This is a genomic window from Aneurinibacillus sp. Ricciae_BoGa-3 (genome assembly GCF_028421645.1).
GTDB lineage: Bacteria > Bacillota > Bacilli > Aneurinibacillales > Aneurinibacillaceae > Aneurinibacillus_B.
The window spans coordinates 1,762,140-1,781,884 of the sequence record NZ_CP116887.1; the positions used below are offsets into that span (position 1 = coordinate 1,762,140).

The 19,745-nt window shown below is 45.5% G+C and carries 17 protein-coding genes; 15 read left to right on the forward strand and 2 right to left on the reverse strand.

Annotated features, from left to right (window positions below; genetic code table 11):
• The first annotated feature begins 187 nt into the window (after nt 1–187).
• The 3 genes from PP175_RS09095 (at nt 188) to PP175_RS09105 (ending at nt 4,356) form a co-directional block, all read left to right on the forward strand.
• Nucleotides 188–1,549, forward strand: a complete 1,362-nt coding sequence (locus PP175_RS09095) for a sigma-54 interaction domain-containing protein (RefSeq protein WP_272442431.1) — start codon at nt 188–190, stop codon at nt 1,547–1,549.
• Between the two features lie 191 nt (nt 1,550–1,740).
• A complete protein-coding gene (locus PP175_RS09100; protein ID WP_272442432.1) occupies nt 1,741–3,354 on the forward strand; it encodes a class I adenylate-forming enzyme family protein in 1,614 nt (537 codons plus the stop codon).
• A gap of 39 nt (nt 3,355–3,393) precedes the next feature.
• Nucleotides 3,394–4,356, forward strand: coding sequence for a cyclase family protein (locus tag PP175_RS09105; protein WP_272442433.1), 963 nt, complete (start codon nt 3,394–3,396; stop codon nt 4,354–4,356).
• A 34-nt stretch (nt 4,357–4,390) separates the two neighbouring features.
• Here PP175_RS09105 and PP175_RS09110 read toward each other — a convergent pair whose 3' ends face one another.
• Nucleotides 4,391–4,711 carry a hypothetical protein gene (locus PP175_RS09110; protein WP_272442434.1) on the reverse strand — a complete coding sequence of 107 codons (321 nt, stop codon included), beginning with the start codon at nt 4,709–4,711 and terminating at the stop codon, nt 4,391–4,393.
• Between the two features lie 256 nt (nt 4,712–4,967).
• Between PP175_RS09110 and PP175_RS09115 the strand changes: the two genes are divergently transcribed.
• The 10 genes from PP175_RS09115 (at nt 4,968) to PP175_RS09160 (ending at nt 17,781) form a co-directional block, all read left to right on the forward strand.
• A complete protein-coding gene (locus tag PP175_RS09115) occupies nt 4,968–6,011 on the forward strand; it encodes a C39 family peptidase (protein WP_272442435.1) in 1,044 nt (347 codons plus the stop codon).
• A 99-nt stretch (nt 6,012–6,110) separates the two neighbouring features.
• Nucleotides 6,111–7,994, forward strand: coding sequence for an asparagine synthase (glutamine-hydrolyzing) (gene asnB, locus PP175_RS09120; RefSeq protein WP_272442436.1), 1,884 nt, complete (start codon nt 6,111–6,113; stop codon nt 7,992–7,994).
• A 117-nt stretch (nt 7,995–8,111) separates the two neighbouring features.
• Nucleotides 8,112–9,014 carry an NAD(P)/FAD-dependent oxidoreductase gene (locus PP175_RS09125; protein WP_272442437.1) on the forward strand — a complete coding sequence of 301 codons (903 nt, stop codon included), beginning with the start codon at nt 8,112–8,114 and terminating at the stop codon, nt 9,012–9,014.
• Between the two features lie 457 nt (nt 9,015–9,471).
• Nucleotides 9,472–10,476, forward strand: a complete 1,005-nt coding sequence (locus PP175_RS09130) for a 2-oxoacid:acceptor oxidoreductase family protein (protein ID WP_272442438.1) — start codon at nt 9,472–9,474, stop codon at nt 10,474–10,476.
• 22 nt (nt 10,477–10,498) lie between these two features.
• The gene (locus PP175_RS09135) at nt 10,499–12,811 is read left to right on the forward strand and encodes a thiamine pyrophosphate-dependent enzyme (RefSeq protein WP_272442439.1); all 2,313 of its coding nucleotides are present in this window, start codon (nt 10,499–10,501) and stop codon (nt 12,809–12,811) included.
• A gap of 169 nt (nt 12,812–12,980) precedes the next feature.
• Nucleotides 12,981–13,775 (forward strand): GTP diphosphokinase, encoded by a 795-nt coding sequence (locus PP175_RS09140; protein ID WP_272442440.1) that lies wholly within the window; start codon nt 12,981–12,983, stop codon nt 13,773–13,775.
• A 66-nt stretch (nt 13,776–13,841) separates the two neighbouring features.
• Nucleotides 13,842–14,018 (forward strand): hypothetical protein, encoded by a 177-nt coding sequence (locus PP175_RS09145; protein WP_272442441.1) that lies wholly within the window; start codon nt 13,842–13,844, stop codon nt 14,016–14,018.
• Between the two features lie 190 nt (nt 14,019–14,208).
• The gene (locus tag PP175_RS09150) at nt 14,209–14,805 is read left to right on the forward strand and encodes a genetic competence negative regulator (protein WP_272442442.1); all 597 of its coding nucleotides are present in this window, start codon (nt 14,209–14,211) and stop codon (nt 14,803–14,805) included.
• Between the two features lie 214 nt (nt 14,806–15,019).
• The gene (locus PP175_RS09155; protein WP_272442443.1) at nt 15,020–16,657 is read left to right on the forward strand and encodes a bifunctional DNA primase/helicase; all 1,638 of its coding nucleotides are present in this window, start codon (nt 15,020–15,022) and stop codon (nt 16,655–16,657) included.
• A gap of 32 nt (nt 16,658–16,689) precedes the next feature.
• Nucleotides 16,690–17,781 carry a YpdA family putative bacillithiol disulfide reductase gene (locus tag PP175_RS09160; RefSeq protein WP_272442444.1) on the forward strand — a complete coding sequence of 364 codons (1,092 nt, stop codon included), beginning with the start codon at nt 16,690–16,692 and terminating at the stop codon, nt 17,779–17,781.
• Here PP175_RS09160 and PP175_RS09165 read toward each other — a convergent pair.
• On the reverse strand, nt 17,764–18,753 hold the full coding sequence (locus PP175_RS09165; protein ID WP_272443225.1) for an asparaginase: 990 nt from the start codon (nt 18,751–18,753) through the stop codon (nt 17,764–17,766). The two genes, PP175_RS09160 and PP175_RS09165, sit on opposite strands and share 18 nt — an antisense overlap.
• A gap of 96 nt (nt 18,754–18,849) precedes the next feature.
• Between PP175_RS09165 and prsW the strand changes: the two genes are divergently transcribed.
• Both prsW and PP175_RS09175 read left to right on the forward strand, forming a co-directional pair.
• Complete coding sequence (gene prsW / locus PP175_RS09170; protein WP_272442445.1) at nt 18,850–19,536, forward strand: glutamic-type intramembrane protease PrsW; 687 nt, start codon at nt 18,850–18,852, stop codon at nt 19,534–19,536.
• Nucleotides 19,537–19,541: 5 nt separating this feature from the next.
• Complete coding sequence (locus PP175_RS09175) at nt 19,542–19,709, forward strand: hypothetical protein (RefSeq protein WP_272442446.1); 168 nt, start codon at nt 19,542–19,544, stop codon at nt 19,707–19,709.
• The last annotated feature ends 36 nt before the right edge of the window (nt 19,710–19,745 follow it).

Below are 19,745 nucleotides of genomic sequence, written 5' to 3' on the forward strand. Positions count from 1 at the left end.
GCTTACTATAGATGGCTCGACTCTCTGAAGCTTGCTGTCTCAATAAGACGGCAAGCTTCATCTTGCATAAACTGTGCCAGTGTCAATTGTAGATCGAATTTTGAATCTATTAATAAGATTTGTTATAGTTTGTTTATAGAATGTTTGTTTATTTCTTCTTACAACGAAGGGGATGAAGAGGAAATATATGAAATTACAAAATCATTTTTTAGATATTTTAGAGTCAATTCATGATGCGGTTCTAGTTGTTTCCAAGGATACTACCGTCGCATTTGTAAATAAGGCTTATTCCCGCCACTTTGGAATCCCGGCACCTAAAATAATTGGAAGGAAACTATCAGAAATCGAGCCGAAAGCCCGCATTCTTCAAGTTCTTCAAAATGGAAAAGAGCTGATTAACGATTATAGCTATGTACATTCCTTAAAAAAGGATGTTTGTGCAAACATTACGCCCCTTATTGAAAAAGAACAATTGATTGGTGCAGTTGCCATTATGAGAGGTATTAGTGAAGTCGTACACCTGCAAGAAGAATTAAATCGTTATAAAAGATACTCACATCAGCTAGAAAAAAGGTTACACCGGAAGAGCTTTTCACTTTTGGAGAGCCAGTCAACAAGGATGAAAATAGCTGTGGATCTTGCGCGGAAGGTAGCTGCGGTAGATGCCACTGTCCTCCTGCAGGGGGATACAGGTGTTGGAAAAGAAGTATTTGCCAAGGCGATTCATGAGGCAAGTATGAGGGTGCACAGGCCATTTATTCCGATAAATATGTCTTCGATTCCGGAATCCCTGTTCGAAAGTGAGTTGTTTGGTTACGAAGAGGGGTCGTTTTCAGGGTCAAAAAAGGGTGGGAAAAAGGGTCTATTTGAACTTTCCAACGGAGGCACTCTGTTTTTAGACGAGATTGGAGAAATGCCGCTTAACCTTCAAGCCAAAATCCTCCGGGTCATACAGGAACGTGCGTTTCAAAAAGTGGGCGGAACGCAGTGGCATCCACTTGATGTGCGGATCATTTGCGCCACGAACCGGGATCTCCGTACGCTGATTAAACAAGGGATTTTCCGAGAGGATCTGTATTACCGTCTAAACGTGGTGCCTATCCACATTCCTCCGCTAAGAGAAAGGAAAGTTGACATCGCTTACCTGGTGAACACTATCATGGCTGAAATCTGCGCCCGGTATCGAAAACACGTAACCATTACCCCAGAAGTCCTAAATGCTTTCGTAGAGTATGATTGGCCAGGAAACGTCCGGGAGTTGTCTAATGTGTTAGAGAGAATGATCGCAGTGAGCATCAAAACTTATTTGTCCTCTGATGATATCCCGGAATATTTACGGAATACAGAGGTGCAAACGGAGGCTGCAGAGAGTCCTCTTGGTAACTACTCAAAAAGCACTCACAGCTTGAATGGATTACTGGAAAAAACAGAGCGAGATAGGATTAAAGAGGTGCTCTGTAGCAGCAAAAACCGCACAGAAGCGATCCTTAAATTGGGGATCAGCCGCAAGACCTTTTATGCGAAGCTGCAAAAGTATGGGCTATTGTAATGCCCGATTGTTCTTGGCGTTTCTTAAGTAAACATACGTTACGAATCGAAACACTTTTGTTTCTTAAAGAAACACTTTTAGTAATAGAAAAGAACAAACGGTCCGACTTATATGTTCTAAATATTGGCATAATTCTTGCTGTTTTGTAAAGGTGTTAAAACTACTGTAAATCTGGTGGAGGTGAGATTTGCTTGAACGTAGCCTGGGATCAAGAAATACAAAACGCCATTACAGAGGAAGTGATTGCTGGAATTGAGATGAAGGTATATCGGGACAGGCCAAAAACACTTATCGAGACTTTCGAGAACAGTGTTGCCCGCTTTCCCGATAGAGTTGCTCTCGTACATGATAATGACCGTATAACGTATCGTAATTTGCAGGAACAAGTGCAGAGCATGGCTTATCAACTGCGCAACTGTTATGGAGTCGAAAAGGGTGACCGTGTTGCTTTGCTGCTTATGAATGGGATTCCTTTTGTCGTCGGTGTTTTTGCGGTTCTGCAGATTGGGGCAATAGCGGTTCCCCTTAACACCAAACTGAGGACATCAGAATTGGAGTACATGCTGCAAAATTCCGGGGCTAAGGTAATAATCACCAATTTAGAGTGGTGGCCGAATCTTTCGCCGATCATTGGAACTATTCCGGTTGAACATGTTTTTGTAACGAGTGACACGCCCCCAAATGGTACACTAGCTTATAAGTTATTAACACAGGAAACCGCACCAGGATGTGTTCGGGAAGAAGTAAATGAACACGATGCAGCGATCATCATGTACACGTCAGGCACCACAGGGCGTCCAAAAGGGGCGGTAATCACCCATTTTAATCTCATCCATTCAGCGATAAATTACGCATTATGCTTTAATTTAAGCTCGGACGATAAAACCCTTGTTGCTGTTCCTTTGTTTCACATTACCGGGTTTGCCGCACAATTAGTTCCTTTTATCTATTTAGGAGGGAAAATTGTGCTCATGCCTATGTTTAAGGCGGATCAATTCCTACAGCTTATCCAGGAGGAATCCATTACCCATGTAATTGCAGCACCTACTGTTTATGTCATGTCCTTGATGCAGCCAGATTACACACAATATGACACAAGTTCATTCCGCTGTGCCGCATTCGGCGGGGCACCCATGCCAGCGGAGACGGTAAAGGCGTTGCAGAAATGGATCCCGGGTTTGGAATTGCATAACGCCTATGGATTGACTGAAACGGCTTCGCCGGTAACCCTCATGCCGCATCAACATCAGGTGAGAAAACTGAATACGGTTGGCATTCCTGTTCCGGTCGGTGAAGTCAAAGTGGCTGATCCTGCAACCCGTGAAGAATTGCCTCCTGGGCAAGTAGGCGAGCTATTAGTTAAGGGGCCGATGGTTGTACCAGGATACTGGCAAAACGAAGCGGCCACAAAACTTGCCATTGTAGATGGATGGTTTGCTACTGGAGATCTAGCCATGATCGATGAAGAGGGTTTTGTGAGTATCATGGATCGTATTAAGGACATGATCAATCGCGGTGGTGAAAAAGTGTATTCTGCCGAGGTAGAAGATGTTCTTTATTCGAACACAAAAATCATGGAAGCGGCTATTGTCGGTGTGCCGGATAGCACATATGGCGAAGTTGTTAAAGCTTATGTTGTTCCACGCCAGGGGCAGCGTTTATCGGAAGAAGAGGTCAAACAATGGGTTGCCGAACGTATGGCGAAATATAAAGTGCCCGCTTATGTAGAATTTTTGGAAGCGTTGCCAAGAAATCCGAATGGCAAAATAATAAAGACACAGCTTCGTTATGTAAACAGCCAGTAATCATGATTAACCTAATTTTTAAGAAATGGAGAGGATACGATGTCAACGCAAATGAAATCTATTTCTGAAATTTTAAAGGATGCACCGAAAAACTGGGGACGCTGGGGTGCCGAAGATGAACTGGGGGCAGTAAATTTTTTGGACGAACTTCAGGTTTTGCGCGGAGTGGCTTCGGTACAGAGCGGAAAAGTTTTTACATTAGGGTGTCCGATCGCTCGTAAAGAAGGTGACCCTGTGTGGCCAGGCCGCTCGCAGCCTGGCCACCATATGACGCAAGACCATGGTACTTACTGCTGCGGCAAACTTCAACCTCTTGGAGCGGGTCTACAATATGCGGATGATGTGATTTACATGGCTGTTCAAGGTACAACCCAATTTGATGCTCTTGGGCATGTCTGGTATGACGACGCGGTCTATAATGGTTTTTCAGCCAATACAACGATTGATGGAATGGAAAAATGCTCGATCATGCCTATTGCGGAGCATGGGGTTGTTGGCCGTGGTGTGTTCCTTGATGTAGCGCGTTTTAAAGGAAAGAAACATCTGGATAAAGGCGAACAAATTACGCTGGATGATCTGCTTAATACAGCAGCAGCCCAAGGGGTTACGATTCAGAAAAGGGATATTATTCTCATACGGACCGGATGGCTAAGCGTCTTCTATAATCAAGGTGCGTCGGCCTTTTATGAAGGGGAGTTTAATGAGCCTGGCATAACCTACACGCCGGAGCTTGTGCAATGGTTCTATGATATGGAAATACCGGCCTTTGGAACCGATACGATTGCTAACGAGCAAACGGTTTCCGCTGTAACAGGAACAGCGCTTCCTTTACATGGTGCACTCCTTCGAAATCTGGGTGTTTCCTTTAATGAAATCAACTGGTTGGAGGATTTAGCTGATGACTGTGCAGATGATGGACAATATACATTCCTTTATACGGCGGCACCATTGAAGATTGTGCAGGGGACCGGGGCGCCAGTTAACCCCATTGTAATTAAATAATTTTTAGGATAAGAGGTGGCTTTTGCCGCCTCTTTCAGTTTTTCGCTTTCTTAAGATGACGTTTAATTTTATGGCCTATCTCTTCAAACCAGTCGCGGTCGTTGAGCTCAACGGCAAGTTCCTGCATCTGGATATATTGCTGGTAGGTTATTTCATACAGCGTGTCCGGATCAAATAGAGAAGCGATATCACCAGGCCCAACTGTAATATAGCGGCTGTTTTTTAGCCTGATTCTATAGTTTCCATATTTATGCAGGTGAGCAATGAATTCGCCTTGTTGTCCGTAATAGGGATTCTTCTGATTGATTATGTGCACATGCTGTCCATAGCTAAAAGATGTACAATCCTCTTTCATATTTTCACACCCTCCGTATAAAGAAAAGGAAGTCTAAGAAGCTTTTCTTGATGGATGTACCCTGACGATCTCCTGTTTTCTTTTTATTTTTAAAACAAGTGACGTAGTAATATTCTCAATTACCCGATAAAAAAATCGATGAAACCCTGGAGAGGATCATTGTGAGGGAATAAATGTGAAATAAAAGAAAAAAGACAACGGAGCTGATTTTTATGGTACGATATTAATCTGAGAGTGTACCGGAGGAGATTCATTTATGAAGAAATTATTTATTCTTTCTGCTCTGATTATTCTGGCAGGTGTCTATGCGATGAACAATGATTCAGTTCTTACGCTTGCTGCCCAGGCAATCGGAAAAGAAACGGGAAACGCGCATACGATACGGCACACGGTAAAGAGCTCGCCGACAATGGATTACGCCGTATACCAGAGGGATGCGCTAATGAAGAGGTGTATCAGTTTATCTGAAGCTGTATCATACGCTAAAAATGTTCCCCATGCTTCTGTTCGGACAGCGAATGGAAAAGCGTTGTGGGACAATTATAAAGCCTATCTTGTCTATCAGGACAGCAAAATTCTCGGAGATTACGCCACCTATGCGGATGCGGCTCAAGCTGCCGATCAGGTGAAACACACCGCCATTTATTTGCGAGACGGGCATAAATTGATCCGCGATCTGGATAAGCCGCTCAAAACCAGTGCCTTAACGAGTGTGCCTGTGATAGCCCAGATGCCGGAGTTGCCGCGCGGCTGTGAGGTGACGAGTTTGTCTATGCTTCTGTCTTCTGCAGGCATACAAGTCGACAAGATGACGCTTGCAGGCGAGGTAAAAAAGGACGATACCCCTTATGAAGAAGATGAAGACGGAAACGTTTCATTCGGCAATCCTAACACAGGATTTGTGGGAGCGATGGATACATTTGATAAGCCCGGTCTTGCCGTTTACCACGGACCTATTGATGAGTTAGCGGAGAAATATCTTCCTGGCCGCATTCTGGATCTGAGTGGAGCTGATTTTACGGACATGCTGGTTCAAGTGCAACAGGGGCGGCCTGTATGGGTCATTGCCAATGTTGATTTTGACCTTCTGCCTGCGAGTGCTTTTCAAACATGGGAAACACCGTCTGGTCCCATCCAGATTACTTATAAAGAACACTCTGTACTTGTAACCGGGTACGATAAGGATTTTGTTTATTTCAATGATCCGCTTACAGATCAAAAGAACAGGAAAGTTCCGCGGGATTCCTTTGAAAAGGCCTGGGAACAAATGGGCCACCAAGCGATAACATACATCGATTAAATCTCGGAGAAATCCGGGATTTTTTTTACTCTCACGGTTTTTTCATTATAAATGGGTACACTGAAAATGATTAGTGAAATAAAAATCGGGAGACATGACATGTGTGGATTTGTAACAATATATGACAAACGTGGGCAACAAGTTTCAAGTGATCTGCTTGAAACGATGACACGTATTATCGCCCACCGCGGACCCGATGATGAAGGGCTTCACGTGGATGGACATATTGGGATGGGCTTTAGGAGATTAAGCATTATCGACTTAAAACAGGGTGCTCAGCCTTTTCACAATGAAGAAGGCGATATCAGCCTGACCTTTAATGGCGAAATTTATAATTTCCTGGAACTAAGAGCATGGCTTCAGGAAAAAGGTCGGATATTCCGGACATCTTCTGATACAGAAGTGATTATGCGTTTATACGAAGAGGTTGGCCAGGAATGTACCCAGTATCTTCGCGGTATGTTTGCTTTCACCATTTACGACAGGAGAAATGGAATCTTATTTGGCGCCCGCGATCACTTCGGCATTAAACCTCTTTACTGGACCGAAACGGACAAGGGTTTTATTTTTGCTTCTGAAATAAAGTCCATAGTTGCCGACCCTTCTATTAAGCGAGATGTAGATATTACATCCTTTTACCATTATCTTACCTATCAATATGTACCTGAGCCAGCTACTATGTTTCAAAACATTTATAAACTGAGGGCGGGCGAACAATTTACAGTTAAAAATGATGTGCTAACCATCACACCTTATTATACGATAGCTTTTCACCCACAGGATCGTCCCCTTTCTCATTTTGTTGAAGAAACACTTGCTGTACTTGAAGATTCTGTCTCGACTCATCGAATCAGCGATGTGCCTCGGGGCGCTTTTTTGTCAGGCGGCATTGATTCCAGTGCCCTTGCAGCGCTGCTCCACAGGATGGAAGGCACCAAAACCTTCTCTGTCGGTTTTGAAATGCCCGGCTACAGCGAACTGGATTTAGCCCGCAAAACCGCCGACTTCCTTGGAACCGAACATTATGAAATCAAGGTGAATGCCGTAGAGTATCTTGCCGCTCTTCCTGCAATCGTGTGGCACCAGGACGAACCTGTAGCAGATCCTTCCGCGGTTGGTTTGTATTTTGTATCGAAGCTGGCCAGTGAACATGTTAAGGTTGTATTTTCCGGGGAAGGGGCCGATGAGTTTTTCGGCGGCTACAATATATATCGTGAACCCCATGGACTGCGGCATTTTAATAAAATGCCTGGCTGGCTGCGATTGATTCTGCGGGCTTTTGCTGATCGGCTGCCGGAAGGAATGCGGGGGAAAAGTTACATCGAACGCGGTACAACCTCGCTTGAAAAGCGCTTTTACGGCAATGCGAAAATCTTTACAGACGAAGCTAAACAGCAAATTATCCATGATCAACTCTTGCAGGAAACGCCTTACGAAGAGGCATCTTCCGTTACAGCACACCTGTATGAAGAGGCAGGGATGTATGACGATGTCACCAAAATGCAGTATGTAGACATCCACACCTGGCTTCGCGGGGATATACTGGCAAAGGCCGATAAAATGTCAATGGCCCATTCGCTTGAGCTTCGAGTGCCCTTCGTGGATACAAAGGTATTCGAGGTGGCGGCGTCCATTCCGACCCGGCATAAAACCGCGGCGCGCACGACAAAGTATGCGCTTCGACAGGCAATGAAAGGCATTCTGCCGCAAGATGTGCAAGGCCGGAAAAAGCTTGGCTTTCCTGTGCCTACCCGGGTTTGGCTGCGCAGTGAGTGGTACGGGTGGGCCAAAGAATTGATTGCAAATGCTCAGGTGGATCGCTACATTAATAAGAGCGCGGTCCAGGCGATGCTTGATGAGCATAGAATCGGTAAGCGGGATAACAGCCGTAAATTGTGGGTGCTGCTTATCTTCATGCTCTGGCACCAGATTTATGTAGAAGCTAAGGTTGAAGCTTCCCCAATGGCGCGCGCATCAGTGTAAATAAAATAAAGTTCGGAATACCGTCATACATTTCATGACGGTATTTGTCTTTTCGGTTAAAACTAAGAGAGGTAAAAAGGGTAGGATAGGTCGTTCTAATCGAAAGGAGAGACAGGCATGTACGATTGCGTTATTATCGGGGGAGGCATTGCGGGCTTGCAGGCTGCTCTGCAGCTTGGCCGTTATATGCACCGAATTGCTGTAATTGACCGGCATCGGGGCCGATCTTTATTGGCCCGTAACTATAGAAATATCCTGGGGTGGCCAGATGGTGTCTCAGGGCCCAGGCTCCGTGAACTTGGCACTGTACAGGCCCGGGCGGTCGGGGTGGAATTTATGGAGGATACAGTCGTAGACGGCAGCAAAAATGGAGAAGGCTTCCATCTCAAATTAGGCGGTGGAGAAACCATACAAGCCAGGCGAGTGTTAATCAGCACAGGATTAACCGACCGCATCCCCGACGGTATAGAGGGAATGAAAGAGGTTCTCGGTCTGTCCATGTATGTATGCCCGGACTGTGATGGCTATGAAATTAAGGACCGTGTAACTGTGGTAATCGGAGCCGGCAACCCAGGAGCTTCCCTTGCATGTGAACTCCGGTATTGGACAAAACGGGTTACGTTTATCAACCACGAACCTGAGGAAAGCCCTGTTTCAGCTAAGTTGCAAACAAAATGCCAGGAGAAGGGGATATCCATTATCGATGGACCTGCGGCCCGGATTCATTACGCCAGTATCGATATGTTAACCCATGTTGAGCTTCGAAATAGCAAAACTATCCCTGCAGAGAAGGGCTTTATCGCCTTTGGCGGGAATAAGGCGGAGTCGGATATCGCCAAAAAACTTGGGGTTGAACGTTTAGAAAATGGACATATCCCGGTCGATGGCCGAACCAAGCAGACAAATGTGCCGAATATTTGGGCAGCAGGGGACGTGGTGGCCCACTCGCAGCTTCTAACTGTAGCTATCGGTGATGGCGCACAAGCCGCAATTTGGATTCATAAAAGTTTGATACAGTAGTCTGTGTCACAACAAGTATATTTTGTTATATGACAGTAGAATCTTCATGCAGTTCGCTTTCTGGCGGACTGTTTTTTTTTTTTTTTATGTTAGTTTAATACTGTGATAATAATGTTAAATTCATTGTGTTATATATAATTTTTATAAACTGTTGCATAACTGTTTCGGTCAATTTTTGTCTGTGTTGAAAAATTAAAAAACCTTTATTAACAGCAAAGTAAGCGTTTTAAAAAATAAATCAGAAGGTCAACGATACCATTTAAAAAACCTGTTGCTACCAAATTAAATTGCTGTTATACTGTGGCTAAAGAAAAAAGATGTGGAATTATTATCCATAGTTTTGGATATCTTAACATGAAGTTGTTGGAATATTAGGATGATTCAATTGCTGTTAAAATCGTGTATCAGAGTTTTGGGTGAGCTGTTCTAGTAACGACAGATCGGGAGGGTTAAGCAAATGTCAATACTTCCAAAGAAGAATGATCTAGGTTTTTACGAAATACGGTTGGAATCCATCGGGGGGCTGGGAGCCAATCTTGCCGGAAAAATGCTGGCTGAGGCGGGCGTATTAGGCCTGGGATTAAACGGAATGAATTTTTCTTCATACGGCTCTGAGAAGAAAGGGTCTCCTGTTAAGGCGTTTATTCGCTTTAGCGATCCGGATACCAATATTCGGGCGGCCAGTCCCGTTGAACGTCCTCATGTTGTTGGGGTTTTTCACGAAGCGCTGTACAAGACAATAAATGTGGTTTCCGGTCTGGATTCTCATGGAATTGTGCTTGTAAATTCAACCCGGGATTTTGACGTTGTTCGTGAGGATCTCCAGCTTGAATATGGAACGCTGGCCATTATAGATGCTCTTGAAATCGCCGTACAGGAAAAAACGAAGGTCAACACTGCGATGCTTGGGGCGCTGTTTAAAATCTGCGATTTTCTCGATCCGGAAGAGATGCGCAATGTTATCCGCAGAACTTTTGAAAAGAAGTATCCACACCTTGTCGAACCGAATATCCGGACATTTGACCGCGGATATAACGAGGTTGCGTTTAAATCATACGCAGTGCCAGAAGGGGCCAAAGGCATAGCTTATCAGCGGTCGATTCCTGACCTGGGCTGGGCTACACAGCCAATGGGCGGAGTCATTATCAACCCCGGAAACAGCATATTAAAAGATCTCAGCGGCAGCCGACAGGGTTTTCTGCCTGAATTTCACGCGAACAAATGCATTCATTGTGCTTCCTGTGACACGGTATGCCCGGACTTTTGTTTCGTTTGGGAAGAGGGCGAAGATAAGAAAGGTCGTCCGCAGATGTTTTTGAACGGTATTGACTACCAATACTGCAAAGGCTGTTTGAAATGCGTACAGGCCTGTCCTGTTGACGCGCTCACAAGCCTTCGTGAAGAGCAGGATTATGCGGAAGACCACAGAGTTCCCCAAAAATTCGTGCTGGCCTCTAATTAAGCGGCGGGAGGAGATCTATAAAATGTCTATTAATTATGAACAGGAAAAAGCGACTCTGATCGCCGGGCAGAATAATAAACCTGAGCAGACTTTAACATTTGAATCCGGCAATGAAATGGCGGCCATGGCTGCTGCACAAATTAACTATCATATTATGGGGTATTTCCCCATTACACCCTCTACAGAAGTTGCCCAGTATCTGGATGCCATGAAAACGCGCGGCGAGCATGATATTGTGCTGATACCAGCTGACGGCGAGCATGGTTCAGCAGGGGTCTGCTATGGAGCGGCAGCCGCAGGTGGTCGCGTATTTAATGCCACGAGTGCAAACGGTTTTCTGTATATGCTTGAGCAGCTGCCGGTTCAGTCAGGCACCCGCTTTCCAATGGTGCTTAATCTGGTTACGCGAGCCATCAGCGGGCCGCTTGACATTCGGGGCGATCATTCGGACCTCTATTATGGGTTAAATATTGGCTGGCCCATTCTGCTGGCGCGCGATCCTCAGGCTGTGTATGACATGAACATTATGGCGCTTCGCCTGGCTGAGCATAAAGATGTGCGCCTCCCTGTAATGGTTGCATACGACGGATTCTTTACCTCTCACCAAAAGCGGCGTGTGCAGTACTTTTCAGACCGCAAGGCGGTTCAGGCTTTCGTAGGAGAAATGCCTTCTGATTATGTCCATGCACTGGATCCGGCGAATCCTGTGACCATTGGACCGTATATGAATGACCCGGATTTAATAAATAATAACTTCCAACAATCTGAAGCCATATACCGTGCCGGCGAATTGTTTAAGGAGATTGCAGCCGAATATGAGAAAATATCTGGCCGCAAATATGAAACGCTTGATCTATACCGAATGGAAGATGCAGAAGTAGCTGTATTTCTTCTCAATTCAGCTGCCGAGACAGCGAAGGATGTTGCCGATAAGCTGCGCGTTCAGGGGATTAAAGCAGGCGTTATCAGCCCGAATGTCATTCGTCCATGGCCGACAGAGGAAATTAAAGAGGCGTGTAAGAACCTCAAGGCGATTCTGGTTGGCGAACGTGCCGATTCGTATGGCGGGCACGGGGCAAACTTGACCCATGAAGTCAAATCATCGCTTCAGGAGATCAAAGGAAATGAAACGGTCGTGCTCAGCCGGATATTTGGCGTAGGTGGCAAAGACTTCTTCCATGAAGACGCCGAAGCATTCTTTAACATGGCGCTAGAAGCGGCGGAACTTGGTTTTGCGCCCGTCCCGTTTGATTATTTTGGACATAATCCGGGAAATACCATGCTGGCGCCTAAGCGTGTGCTTGAACCGCTTTATGGGGATGCCTTTAAAACAGGGCTGATTACGGTTAAACCCAATGAAGACACCGGGAAACTGGACGTTAAAATTCCGCCTCTGCGGGCGCTCACCGGAAAACCAAAGCGGATTGCACCCGGTCACGGTGCGTGTCCGGGCTGTGGGATCTTCCCTGGATTGGAGTTGTTCTTTAAAGGTATTGAAGGCGATATCGTCGTGTTGTTTCAGACTGGCTGCGCGATGGTCGTAACGACGGGATATCCATACAGTTCACATAAACAATCCTACATCCATAACCTGTTCCAGAATGGGGCAGCCACGCTTTCCGGCGTTGTTGAAATGTTTTTTGAGCGTAAACGCAGAGGCGAGATTGAAGTAGCCGAAGATTTTACTTTTGTCATGGTAACCGGAGACGGGGGTATGGATATCGGAATGGGGCCTGCAATTGGCACGGCTCTTCGCAATCACAAAATGATTATCGTAGAGTACGATAACGAAGGTTATATGAATACAGGCAGCCAGTTGTCTTATTCGACTCCGCTGGGGCACATGACTTCTACCTCTAATGTGGGAAAATTTCAGCAGGGCAAGAAATTTCATCATAAGGATACGGTGCAGATCATGGCATCTACCAACATTCCGTATGCATTCACCGGCACCGAAGCGTTTCCGCAGGATTTGGTTAAAAAGGCCGCAAAAGCCCAGTGGTATGCGCAGCATATGGGTCTAGTATATGGCAAAATCTTAATCGCTTGCCCGCTTAACTGGAAATCAGATGATGAAAAGGGCGGATCCATTGTTGAAGCTGCTGTAAACTCCTGCTTCTTCCCGCTATATGAAATCGAACAAGGCATTACATCTATCACGTACGATCCGGAAGCAAAAGGAAAACGCATTGAAGTCCAGGACTGGCTCAAATTAATGGGCAAAACCCGCCATATGACCAAACTAGAAAACGAACAATACTTGCAAGACTTTGCCGGAGAGGTGGAACGCCGCTGGCGCCGTCTAAAAGCCAAACATGAAAATGAATATCTATAAATAGCTGACTCGCGGGCATGCCCCGTGAGTTTTTTTTATAGGATAGATAATGGAGTTGTGTCGCGATCTTTCTGCAAAGTGTAAGCAGCAGCGACGCAGATAATTCCAATTTGTTTTGAATGTGATAAAATAGCAAAGGATGTCTAGCAAGAAAGGGGCACAATGTTTCGTGGACGATCGTTCGTGGGAACAATTTCTGATACCATATGAACAGGCGGTTGAGGAATTAAAAGTGAAATTTCGGAGTATCCGAAAGGAATTAAAGAAGAGAAATGAATATTCACCAATTGAATTCGTAACAGGGCGTATAAAGAAAATATCCAGTATTCTCGAGAAGGCTAATAAGCTGCAAATCCCGATGGATCGGCTTGAGGAGATGGAAGATATAACAGGCATTCGGATTATGTGCCAGTTTTCCGAGGATATCAGACGTGTTGTAGAGCTTATTCACCAGCGTAACGGCAACGACATGACGATCCTTTATGAAAAAGATTACATTAACAACCAGAAGCCAAGCGGCTACCGCAGCTATCATGTTATCATTCGATATCCAGTACAGACATCAATTGGGGAAAAAGAAATTTTAGCTGAAATTCAAATCCGTACCCTAGCTATGAATTTTTGGGCGACCATTGAACATTCGCTTAGCTATAAGTATGAGAAAAATATACCTGAGGACATAAAGGAACGGCTGCGCAAGGCGGCTGAGGCTGCTTATTTGCTTGATACCGAGATGTCGGAGATACGCGATGAAATACGTGATGCCCAGCAGTTGTTTGAATTTAAATCCAATACCGTTTCCCGCATCCTTCAGGGAATTCAAAATTTATACCAGCGAGGCTATGTAGTAGAGGCAACCGGCTTTCAGGATAAATTCCGTGCATTGCGTGCGCAAGGTGACGTCATGGATTTACGCCAGCTGTACCGGACAATTCAGGCTAAAATTCAAGAAGTGAAGGAATAGCGCTTTTGATAATAGCCTCGTCTTCTGCCTATACTAAAATTATTCGCACACGCAGGAGGCTGGTATATGCAGCGGCATCGTAATAAAGCAGAGAGGCCCAGGCTCTACCTGGTGAAAACAAACGCTCAGAAAACCGCAGACCACAGGGGCAAAGACGAAGCGTCCGGAGTGATTCTTTCCTTTATAATTGGAGCGGTAATTGGAACTGCAGTTGTATTCGCCTTTGCCTGCCTTAAATTTTAGCGCCGCAGTGTTTCAGGCGGCGCTTTTTAACAGTTGCATCTTGTCCACAGCTCCTTTAACATGGTATCATTAAAGTACCATTCTCACTTCGCTTGGTATCTTTAAAAAATGAGCGAATATAGTTTTAACAAAACAGCAAGGTAGAACGTATTCTAATACTACCACCGGAGATACGGAGGGAGGGGCCATAATGCGCGTTGAACGTCTGGGAACAGACAAAATAAGGATTTTCTTAACCTTTGATGATCTTGTAGAAAGAGGCATAGAAAAAGACGATATGTGGCGTGACATCCCTAAAGTGCATGAATTATTCAATGACATGATGGATCAGGCCCATGAAGAAGTAGGATTTAGTGTGAATGGTCCGGTTGCTGTTGAAGTATTTTCTCTTCCAGCCCAGGGAATGGTAGTTATTGTTACACGTGGTAAGACTGATTCAATAGATAGTTCTGATGATATGGACTATGATGATATATATGAAATGCAGGTAACACTTGAAGAAAGCGACGATGTCATCTACTCGTTCTCTGATTTTGAAGATCTCCTTGAACTGGCACACCGTATTAATGCAAAACTTTTGTATGGAGGCAGCTTATACTCCTATAACGGCCGCTACTACCTCGTATTCGAAGAGATAGAAATGGAACGTAAGGATTATGAAGACTTCATCGCCGTTCTTTCTGAATATGGTGAAGCTTCTACTACAACGAAATACGTTCTGCAGGAATACGGAGCCGTTGTAATCGGGGATGATGCAGTCAAAGTACTTTGCCAGTATTTTTCATAATTTCAGGCTTCTCTTACCGGAAACACACAGTATGATGCTGTGTGTTTTTTTCGTCTGCTCTTTAGGGCTGATTGGTCGTTTCGTGAATCTGCTGTGTGGTAGGGAGTAGGACAAGCGCTTTTTGTGTGAAACCACATACATTGTAGCAGGCAGGAGATGATGATTCACCTGAAATACAGTGAGGCCGAAAGGAAACGAGGGAGAGTGAAAATAGATGGAGCAGGACAATAACAACAAAACCAGCGAAGCGAAGCTGGCGGAAACCAAATTTAATGAAACGTCAATTGAACTGAAATCTGCAGAGAGTCAAAATATTCGCGATGTTGAGGATAAACCAGTGGCAGAAGATGCTCATAATGTTAACCTTCCCCAGCGCATTTCAGAAGTTGATTTGGAAAATCTGGTACATTACTATGAAAAACGTCTATCATCAAATGCGATTTCTTTTCTTAAACGAAAAGGAATCGAAATGGAGACGGTTGAGAAATACCATATTGGTTTTGAAGAGCCACAGATTGGTTTTGGCTCGCGTCAAAAAAAACTTGGCGGTTTTTTTACCAATTATTTGGTTTTCCCGATATATGATACGAATGGTAAACTGGTAGATTTACTTGGTCAGTCTATCCAGGATCCGCTGCCCCAGAATAAGACGCTGATTGGCAGCGTGGATACATTTTTCAACCTGGAAGTTTTAACTGAAGAAGATGAAATTATTCTTTGCCGGGATGTGTTCGATGTTCTCACATTGGAACAGGCCGAGCTATGTGCGGTATGTGTTCCAGAGTTTAAGGTATTTCGGGAAGGGCACGCCGCCCTTCTTGCAGGCAAGCGGGTTTTTATTTGTTATCCGAATGATGAGAACAGCCGGAGAGAAAGCAACCGCATCCAAACGATGCTGGCCAATGTAGCAAAAGAAGTGTATATCATTTATCTGCCGGAAGGGATTCGGAATATTAACTATATGTTTACCGAAATAAAAAACCCCAAGCAGCGGTTTCTTGACCTTCTGCGAGATTCTGTAGAAGAAACGATAAAAGAGCCGGTAGCTGCTGATGCGAAAAATCTGACGCTATTTATGGAGGAATACAGCCAGCGTTTTAAAAATGAATACAACGGGATAAAAACAGGCTTTGCACCGCTAGACAAACAACTGCTGGGCGGGCTGCGAGGCGGGCTTTACCTCGTCCACGGCAACGTGTCAAGCGGCAAATCGATGTTTATGCGCCAGATAGCGGACCAGATCGCAGCACAAGAGATCCCGGTCGTCTATGTTTCGTGGGATATGACGATGTTTGAACTGTGGGCACGGTCGATGGCGCGTATTCTGCAGGTATCCACACAGGAAGTTCTGGCGGGACATATCGAGCCCGAGGAAATTCAACGGGCGAATCAAGCTTACAAAGAGATCGCCAATTACCTGTATACGATTGAGGGTAAGGTGGATACGACGCTTTCAGATGTGGAAGAATGTATAGAACTAATCACGCAATCGCTGGGACGTGTGCCCGTCATCTTTATCGATCATATTCAGCGTGTCCCCATCCGGGATGCAGAGAGACGACTGATAAACAACATGTCGCTCGTATCCTACCTTCTGCATCAGTGGTCGCGCAAATGGGATGTGCCGATAGTTGTGGCCGCGCCCCGGGAAGCCGGGCTGCAAAATGGCTTGTCACCTACGGTTGAAGCGTCAATGGATGTTATTTTGCTTCTTGAATCCGAAGAGGAGAAGTCTGAAAAAAAGCAGGAAAAAGTACAAATCCGGGTGTTCAAAAACCGAAATGGTTCACTTGGACAGATTGCTTTTCTTTTTGATAAAGAAAAGGCGATGTTTATCCCTTTTCAGTCGTAGCATACAGAGTTATCCATTTGAGGTGGGCAAACATGGGTCACCGGCGTTGCGAACCGGGCCAAAATCCTCTACGATTGGTTGTGGAGGATTTTTCGTTTTCCAGAGATAGAAATACAACAGGAGAATTGGAGGATTTATCAGTGGAACAAGTTATTATCGTTGGAGCAGGGCCATGCGGGCTGGCAGCTGCAGTGGAACTGAGAAAGAGGGGTATCGATCCTTTATTGATTGAAAAAGGGTGTGTTGTAAATTCAATATACGGTTATCCAATCAACATGGTATTTTTCAGCACTTCAGAGCGGCTTGAAATAGGCGATGTTCCTTTTATTGTGCCGGGTGAGAAACCATCCCGCGAGGAGGCTCTCAGCTACTATAGAACCGTTGCGCAGCGGACAGGCGTGCGCATCCATACGTATGAGGAGGTCGAGACGGTTGAGAAGGGGGCAGACCGATTTCGCGTGTGGACAGTAAAGCGCACCGGCGAACGAAAAACGTATGAAGCCCGGTATATCGTTGTGGCCACCGGTTATTTTGATAACCCAAACTATCTGGATGTACCCGGTGAAGAATTAGAGAAAGTGACGCATTATTACCGGGAGGCGCATCCGTACCAGGGGCAGAAAGTAGCCATAATTGGCGGTAATAATAATGCCGTTGAAGCCGCGCTTGCGATTGAGCGGGCCGGCGGCGAGGTAACATGGATTTATCGGCGCGCTGATTATTCTCCGTCTATTAAAGCCTGGGTGCGGCCTGTGTTCGAGTCCATTATAAACCGGGGCGTTATTAAAGCGATGTGGACTACGGAAGTGAAGCGTATTGAAACAGATCGGCTTGTTCTGCTGCAGGAAGGGCGGGAAGTGGTAATCGAAAATGATGCAGTTCTTGCCCTTACCGGTTACAGGCCAAACCGCCGTCTCCTCACATCGCTTGGTGTGCAAATAAACGAAGACAGTGGTGAGCCTGTGTTTAACCCAGAAACGATGGAAACCAATGTGGCAGATATGTTTATCGCGGGGGTTATTGCCGCCGGAAACAACGCTAACGCCATCTTCATTGAGAACGGCCGTGACCATGGTGCGGTCCTAGCGGCAAACATTGAAGAGCGGTTAAAAAAGCTCAGCTAGCTGCGTTTCAGAAACCCCCGCTTCAAGGGCAACAATTAACTTAATGCGGGCCTTTTGCCCATTAAGGCCATTGCAGAAGATAATCCCCAATTTTTTTAGCTGTTTGCCGCCGCCTTCATAGCCGTATAAATCCTGGACGTATCCGTTGTAGCAGCGGGAAACCATGACAATCGGCACCCCTTGTACCGTTAATTGCTCGAAGATAGGCAGAATGGCGGGCGGTACATTTCCCGCGCCGAACGCCTCAACCACTAGCCCGTCTATTTTTTGCTGCAGCAGCCATAAAAACCATGCCGGATCCATTCCGGTTACCATTTTGATTAACGGTACGTTCCTGGACGCCGCGTGAATCTCGAATGGTTGGGTTCGCACCGCTGGCGGCTGGCTGTAAGAGACGGTTTTCTTAGTTATGGTGCCTACCGGGCCGACCTGCGGGGATTGAAACGTGGCCACATTGCTTGTATGGGTTTTTGTTACATACTTGGCAGCATGTATTTCGTCGTTAAATACAACAAGCGCCCCCCGCCCCTTGCTTTCAGACGAGCTCGCCACCCGGACAGATTGAATAAGGTTAACAGGCCCATCGGCTCCGAGCTCGTTGCTTGATCGCATGGCTCCTGTAATGACGACTGGTTTGTTGGTGGCTATTGTCAAATCAAGAAAATAAGCAGTCTCTTCCAGTGTGTCTGTTCCGTGTGTGACAACAAATCCAGATGTATCTGGCCTCGTTGCATACTCGTTTATTTGCCGGGCCAGTGCGAGCATGTCAGCCGGGGTAACATGAGGGCTTGGCATATTAAATAAATCGATCATTTCGAATGCGGCATACCGGGAGAGCATAGGTTCTATGGTGTGTAGGGGCTGCTTTTCCCCGGGACGCACGGAATCGGTTGATTCATCTACTTCCATCGCAATCGTCCCGCCTGTATTAAAAATAATAATTTTTTTTGGATTTTCCTGCTTTGCTGCCATCACGCTTACACAACCTCCAGATATTATATTTCACTCCCGCCTATTCCGTGGTACGATAAAAGAAAAGCTTAACCACAAAAAGGGAGAGTACTTGTTATGCTTACCACCTTGGGAGCTGCCATCGCTCCTGGAATCGCTATTTTAAGTTATTTCTACCTAAAAGACAAATATGAAATGGAACCTTTATTAATGGTCATCAAGACTTTTATTTACGGGATTTTGATTGTATTTCCCGTCATGCTGGTTCAGTACGGCCTCAGCACAGAACTTGCACCCGGCGCATTTATGGAATCATTTGTACTGGCTGGTTTTCTCGAGGAATCTTTTAAATGGGCCATGATTTATTATACAGCATATAAGCATGTAGAGTTTGATGAACCATACGACGGAATCGTTTATGCTGCAGCTGTATCGCTTGGGTTTGCAACTGTCGAGAATTTTCTTTACCTTCTCAAGCATGGACTTTCAACCGCTTTTTTTCGGGCTTTACTGCCGGTTTCCAGCCATGGGTTGTTTGGTGTCATGATGGGCTATTATATGGGCAAAGCCAAGTTTTCGCTCACAGCCACCAAACGGAGATTATATCTTACGCTCAGCCTGCTTGTCTCGTTTGTTCTGCATGGAACATACGACTACATTTTAAATAGCGGACAAAATGTCTACCTCTGGCTCATTATTCCATTTATGGCGGTTTTGTGGATTGTTGCCCTGGATCGCAGCAGACAGGCGCTCCGCATGTCTATTTCCTACGCTTTCGGGAGAAAATATGACCAGGAGGTATAGAAATTATGAAAAACAAAGAACGATACCAGGTCACTATTTATTGCCCTGAATGCGGAGAACGGTTTATCCTTCGCGGCAGCAAGGCAGGAACAGGCAGCATAGAAACCGGATTTAAGCAGTGTATCTGCAATAACCGTGAAAACTTTCATATTTCTTCACATAGGCTGGGTTAGCAGACCCGGCTTTTTATTTTGTTCAGGGTTGCATAT

Coding starts and splice junctions, on each gene's coding strand:
- PP175_RS09095 (WP_272442431.1), top strand. CDS start 188: ATGAAATTACAAAATCATTTTTTAGATATTTTAGAGTCAATTCATGAT.
- PP175_RS09105 (WP_272442433.1), top strand. CDS start 3,394: ATGTCAACGCAAATGAAATCTATTTCTGAAATTTTAAAGGATGCACCG.
- PP175_RS09110 (WP_272442434.1), bottom strand. CDS start 4,711: ATGAAAGAGGATTGTACATCTTTTAGCTATGGACAGCATGTGCACATA.
- PP175_RS09115 (WP_272442435.1), top strand. CDS start 4,968: ATGAAGAAATTATTTATTCTTTCTGCTCTGATTATTCTGGCAGGTGTC.
- asnB (WP_272442436.1), top strand. CDS start 6,111: ATGTGTGGATTTGTAACAATATATGACAAACGTGGGCAACAAGTTTCA.
- PP175_RS09125 (WP_272442437.1), top strand. CDS start 8,112: ATGTACGATTGCGTTATTATCGGGGGAGGCATTGCGGGCTTGCAGGCT.
- PP175_RS09130 (WP_272442438.1), top strand. CDS start 9,472: ATGTCAATACTTCCAAAGAAGAATGATCTAGGTTTTTACGAAATACGG.
- PP175_RS09135 (WP_272442439.1), top strand. CDS start 10,499: ATGTCTATTAATTATGAACAGGAAAAAGCGACTCTGATCGCCGGGCAG.
- PP175_RS09145 (WP_272442441.1), top strand. CDS start 13,842: ATGCAGCGGCATCGTAATAAAGCAGAGAGGCCCAGGCTCTACCTGGTG.
- PP175_RS09150 (WP_272442442.1), top strand. CDS start 14,209: ATGCGCGTTGAACGTCTGGGAACAGACAAAATAAGGATTTTCTTAACC.
- PP175_RS09155 (WP_272442443.1), top strand. CDS start 15,020: ATGGAGCAGGACAATAACAACAAAACCAGCGAAGCGAAGCTGGCGGAA.
- PP175_RS09160 (WP_272442444.1), top strand. CDS start 16,690: ATGGGTCACCGGCGTTGCGAACCGGGCCAAAATCCTCTACGATTGGTT.
- PP175_RS09165 (WP_272443225.1), bottom strand. CDS start 18,753: ATGGCAGCAAAGCAGGAAAATCCAAAAAAAATTATTATTTTTAATACA.
- prsW (WP_272442445.1), top strand. CDS start 18,850: ATGCTTACCACCTTGGGAGCTGCCATCGCTCCTGGAATCGCTATTTTA.
- PP175_RS09175 (WP_272442446.1), top strand. CDS start 19,542: ATGAAAAACAAAGAACGATACCAGGTCACTATTTATTGCCCTGAATGC.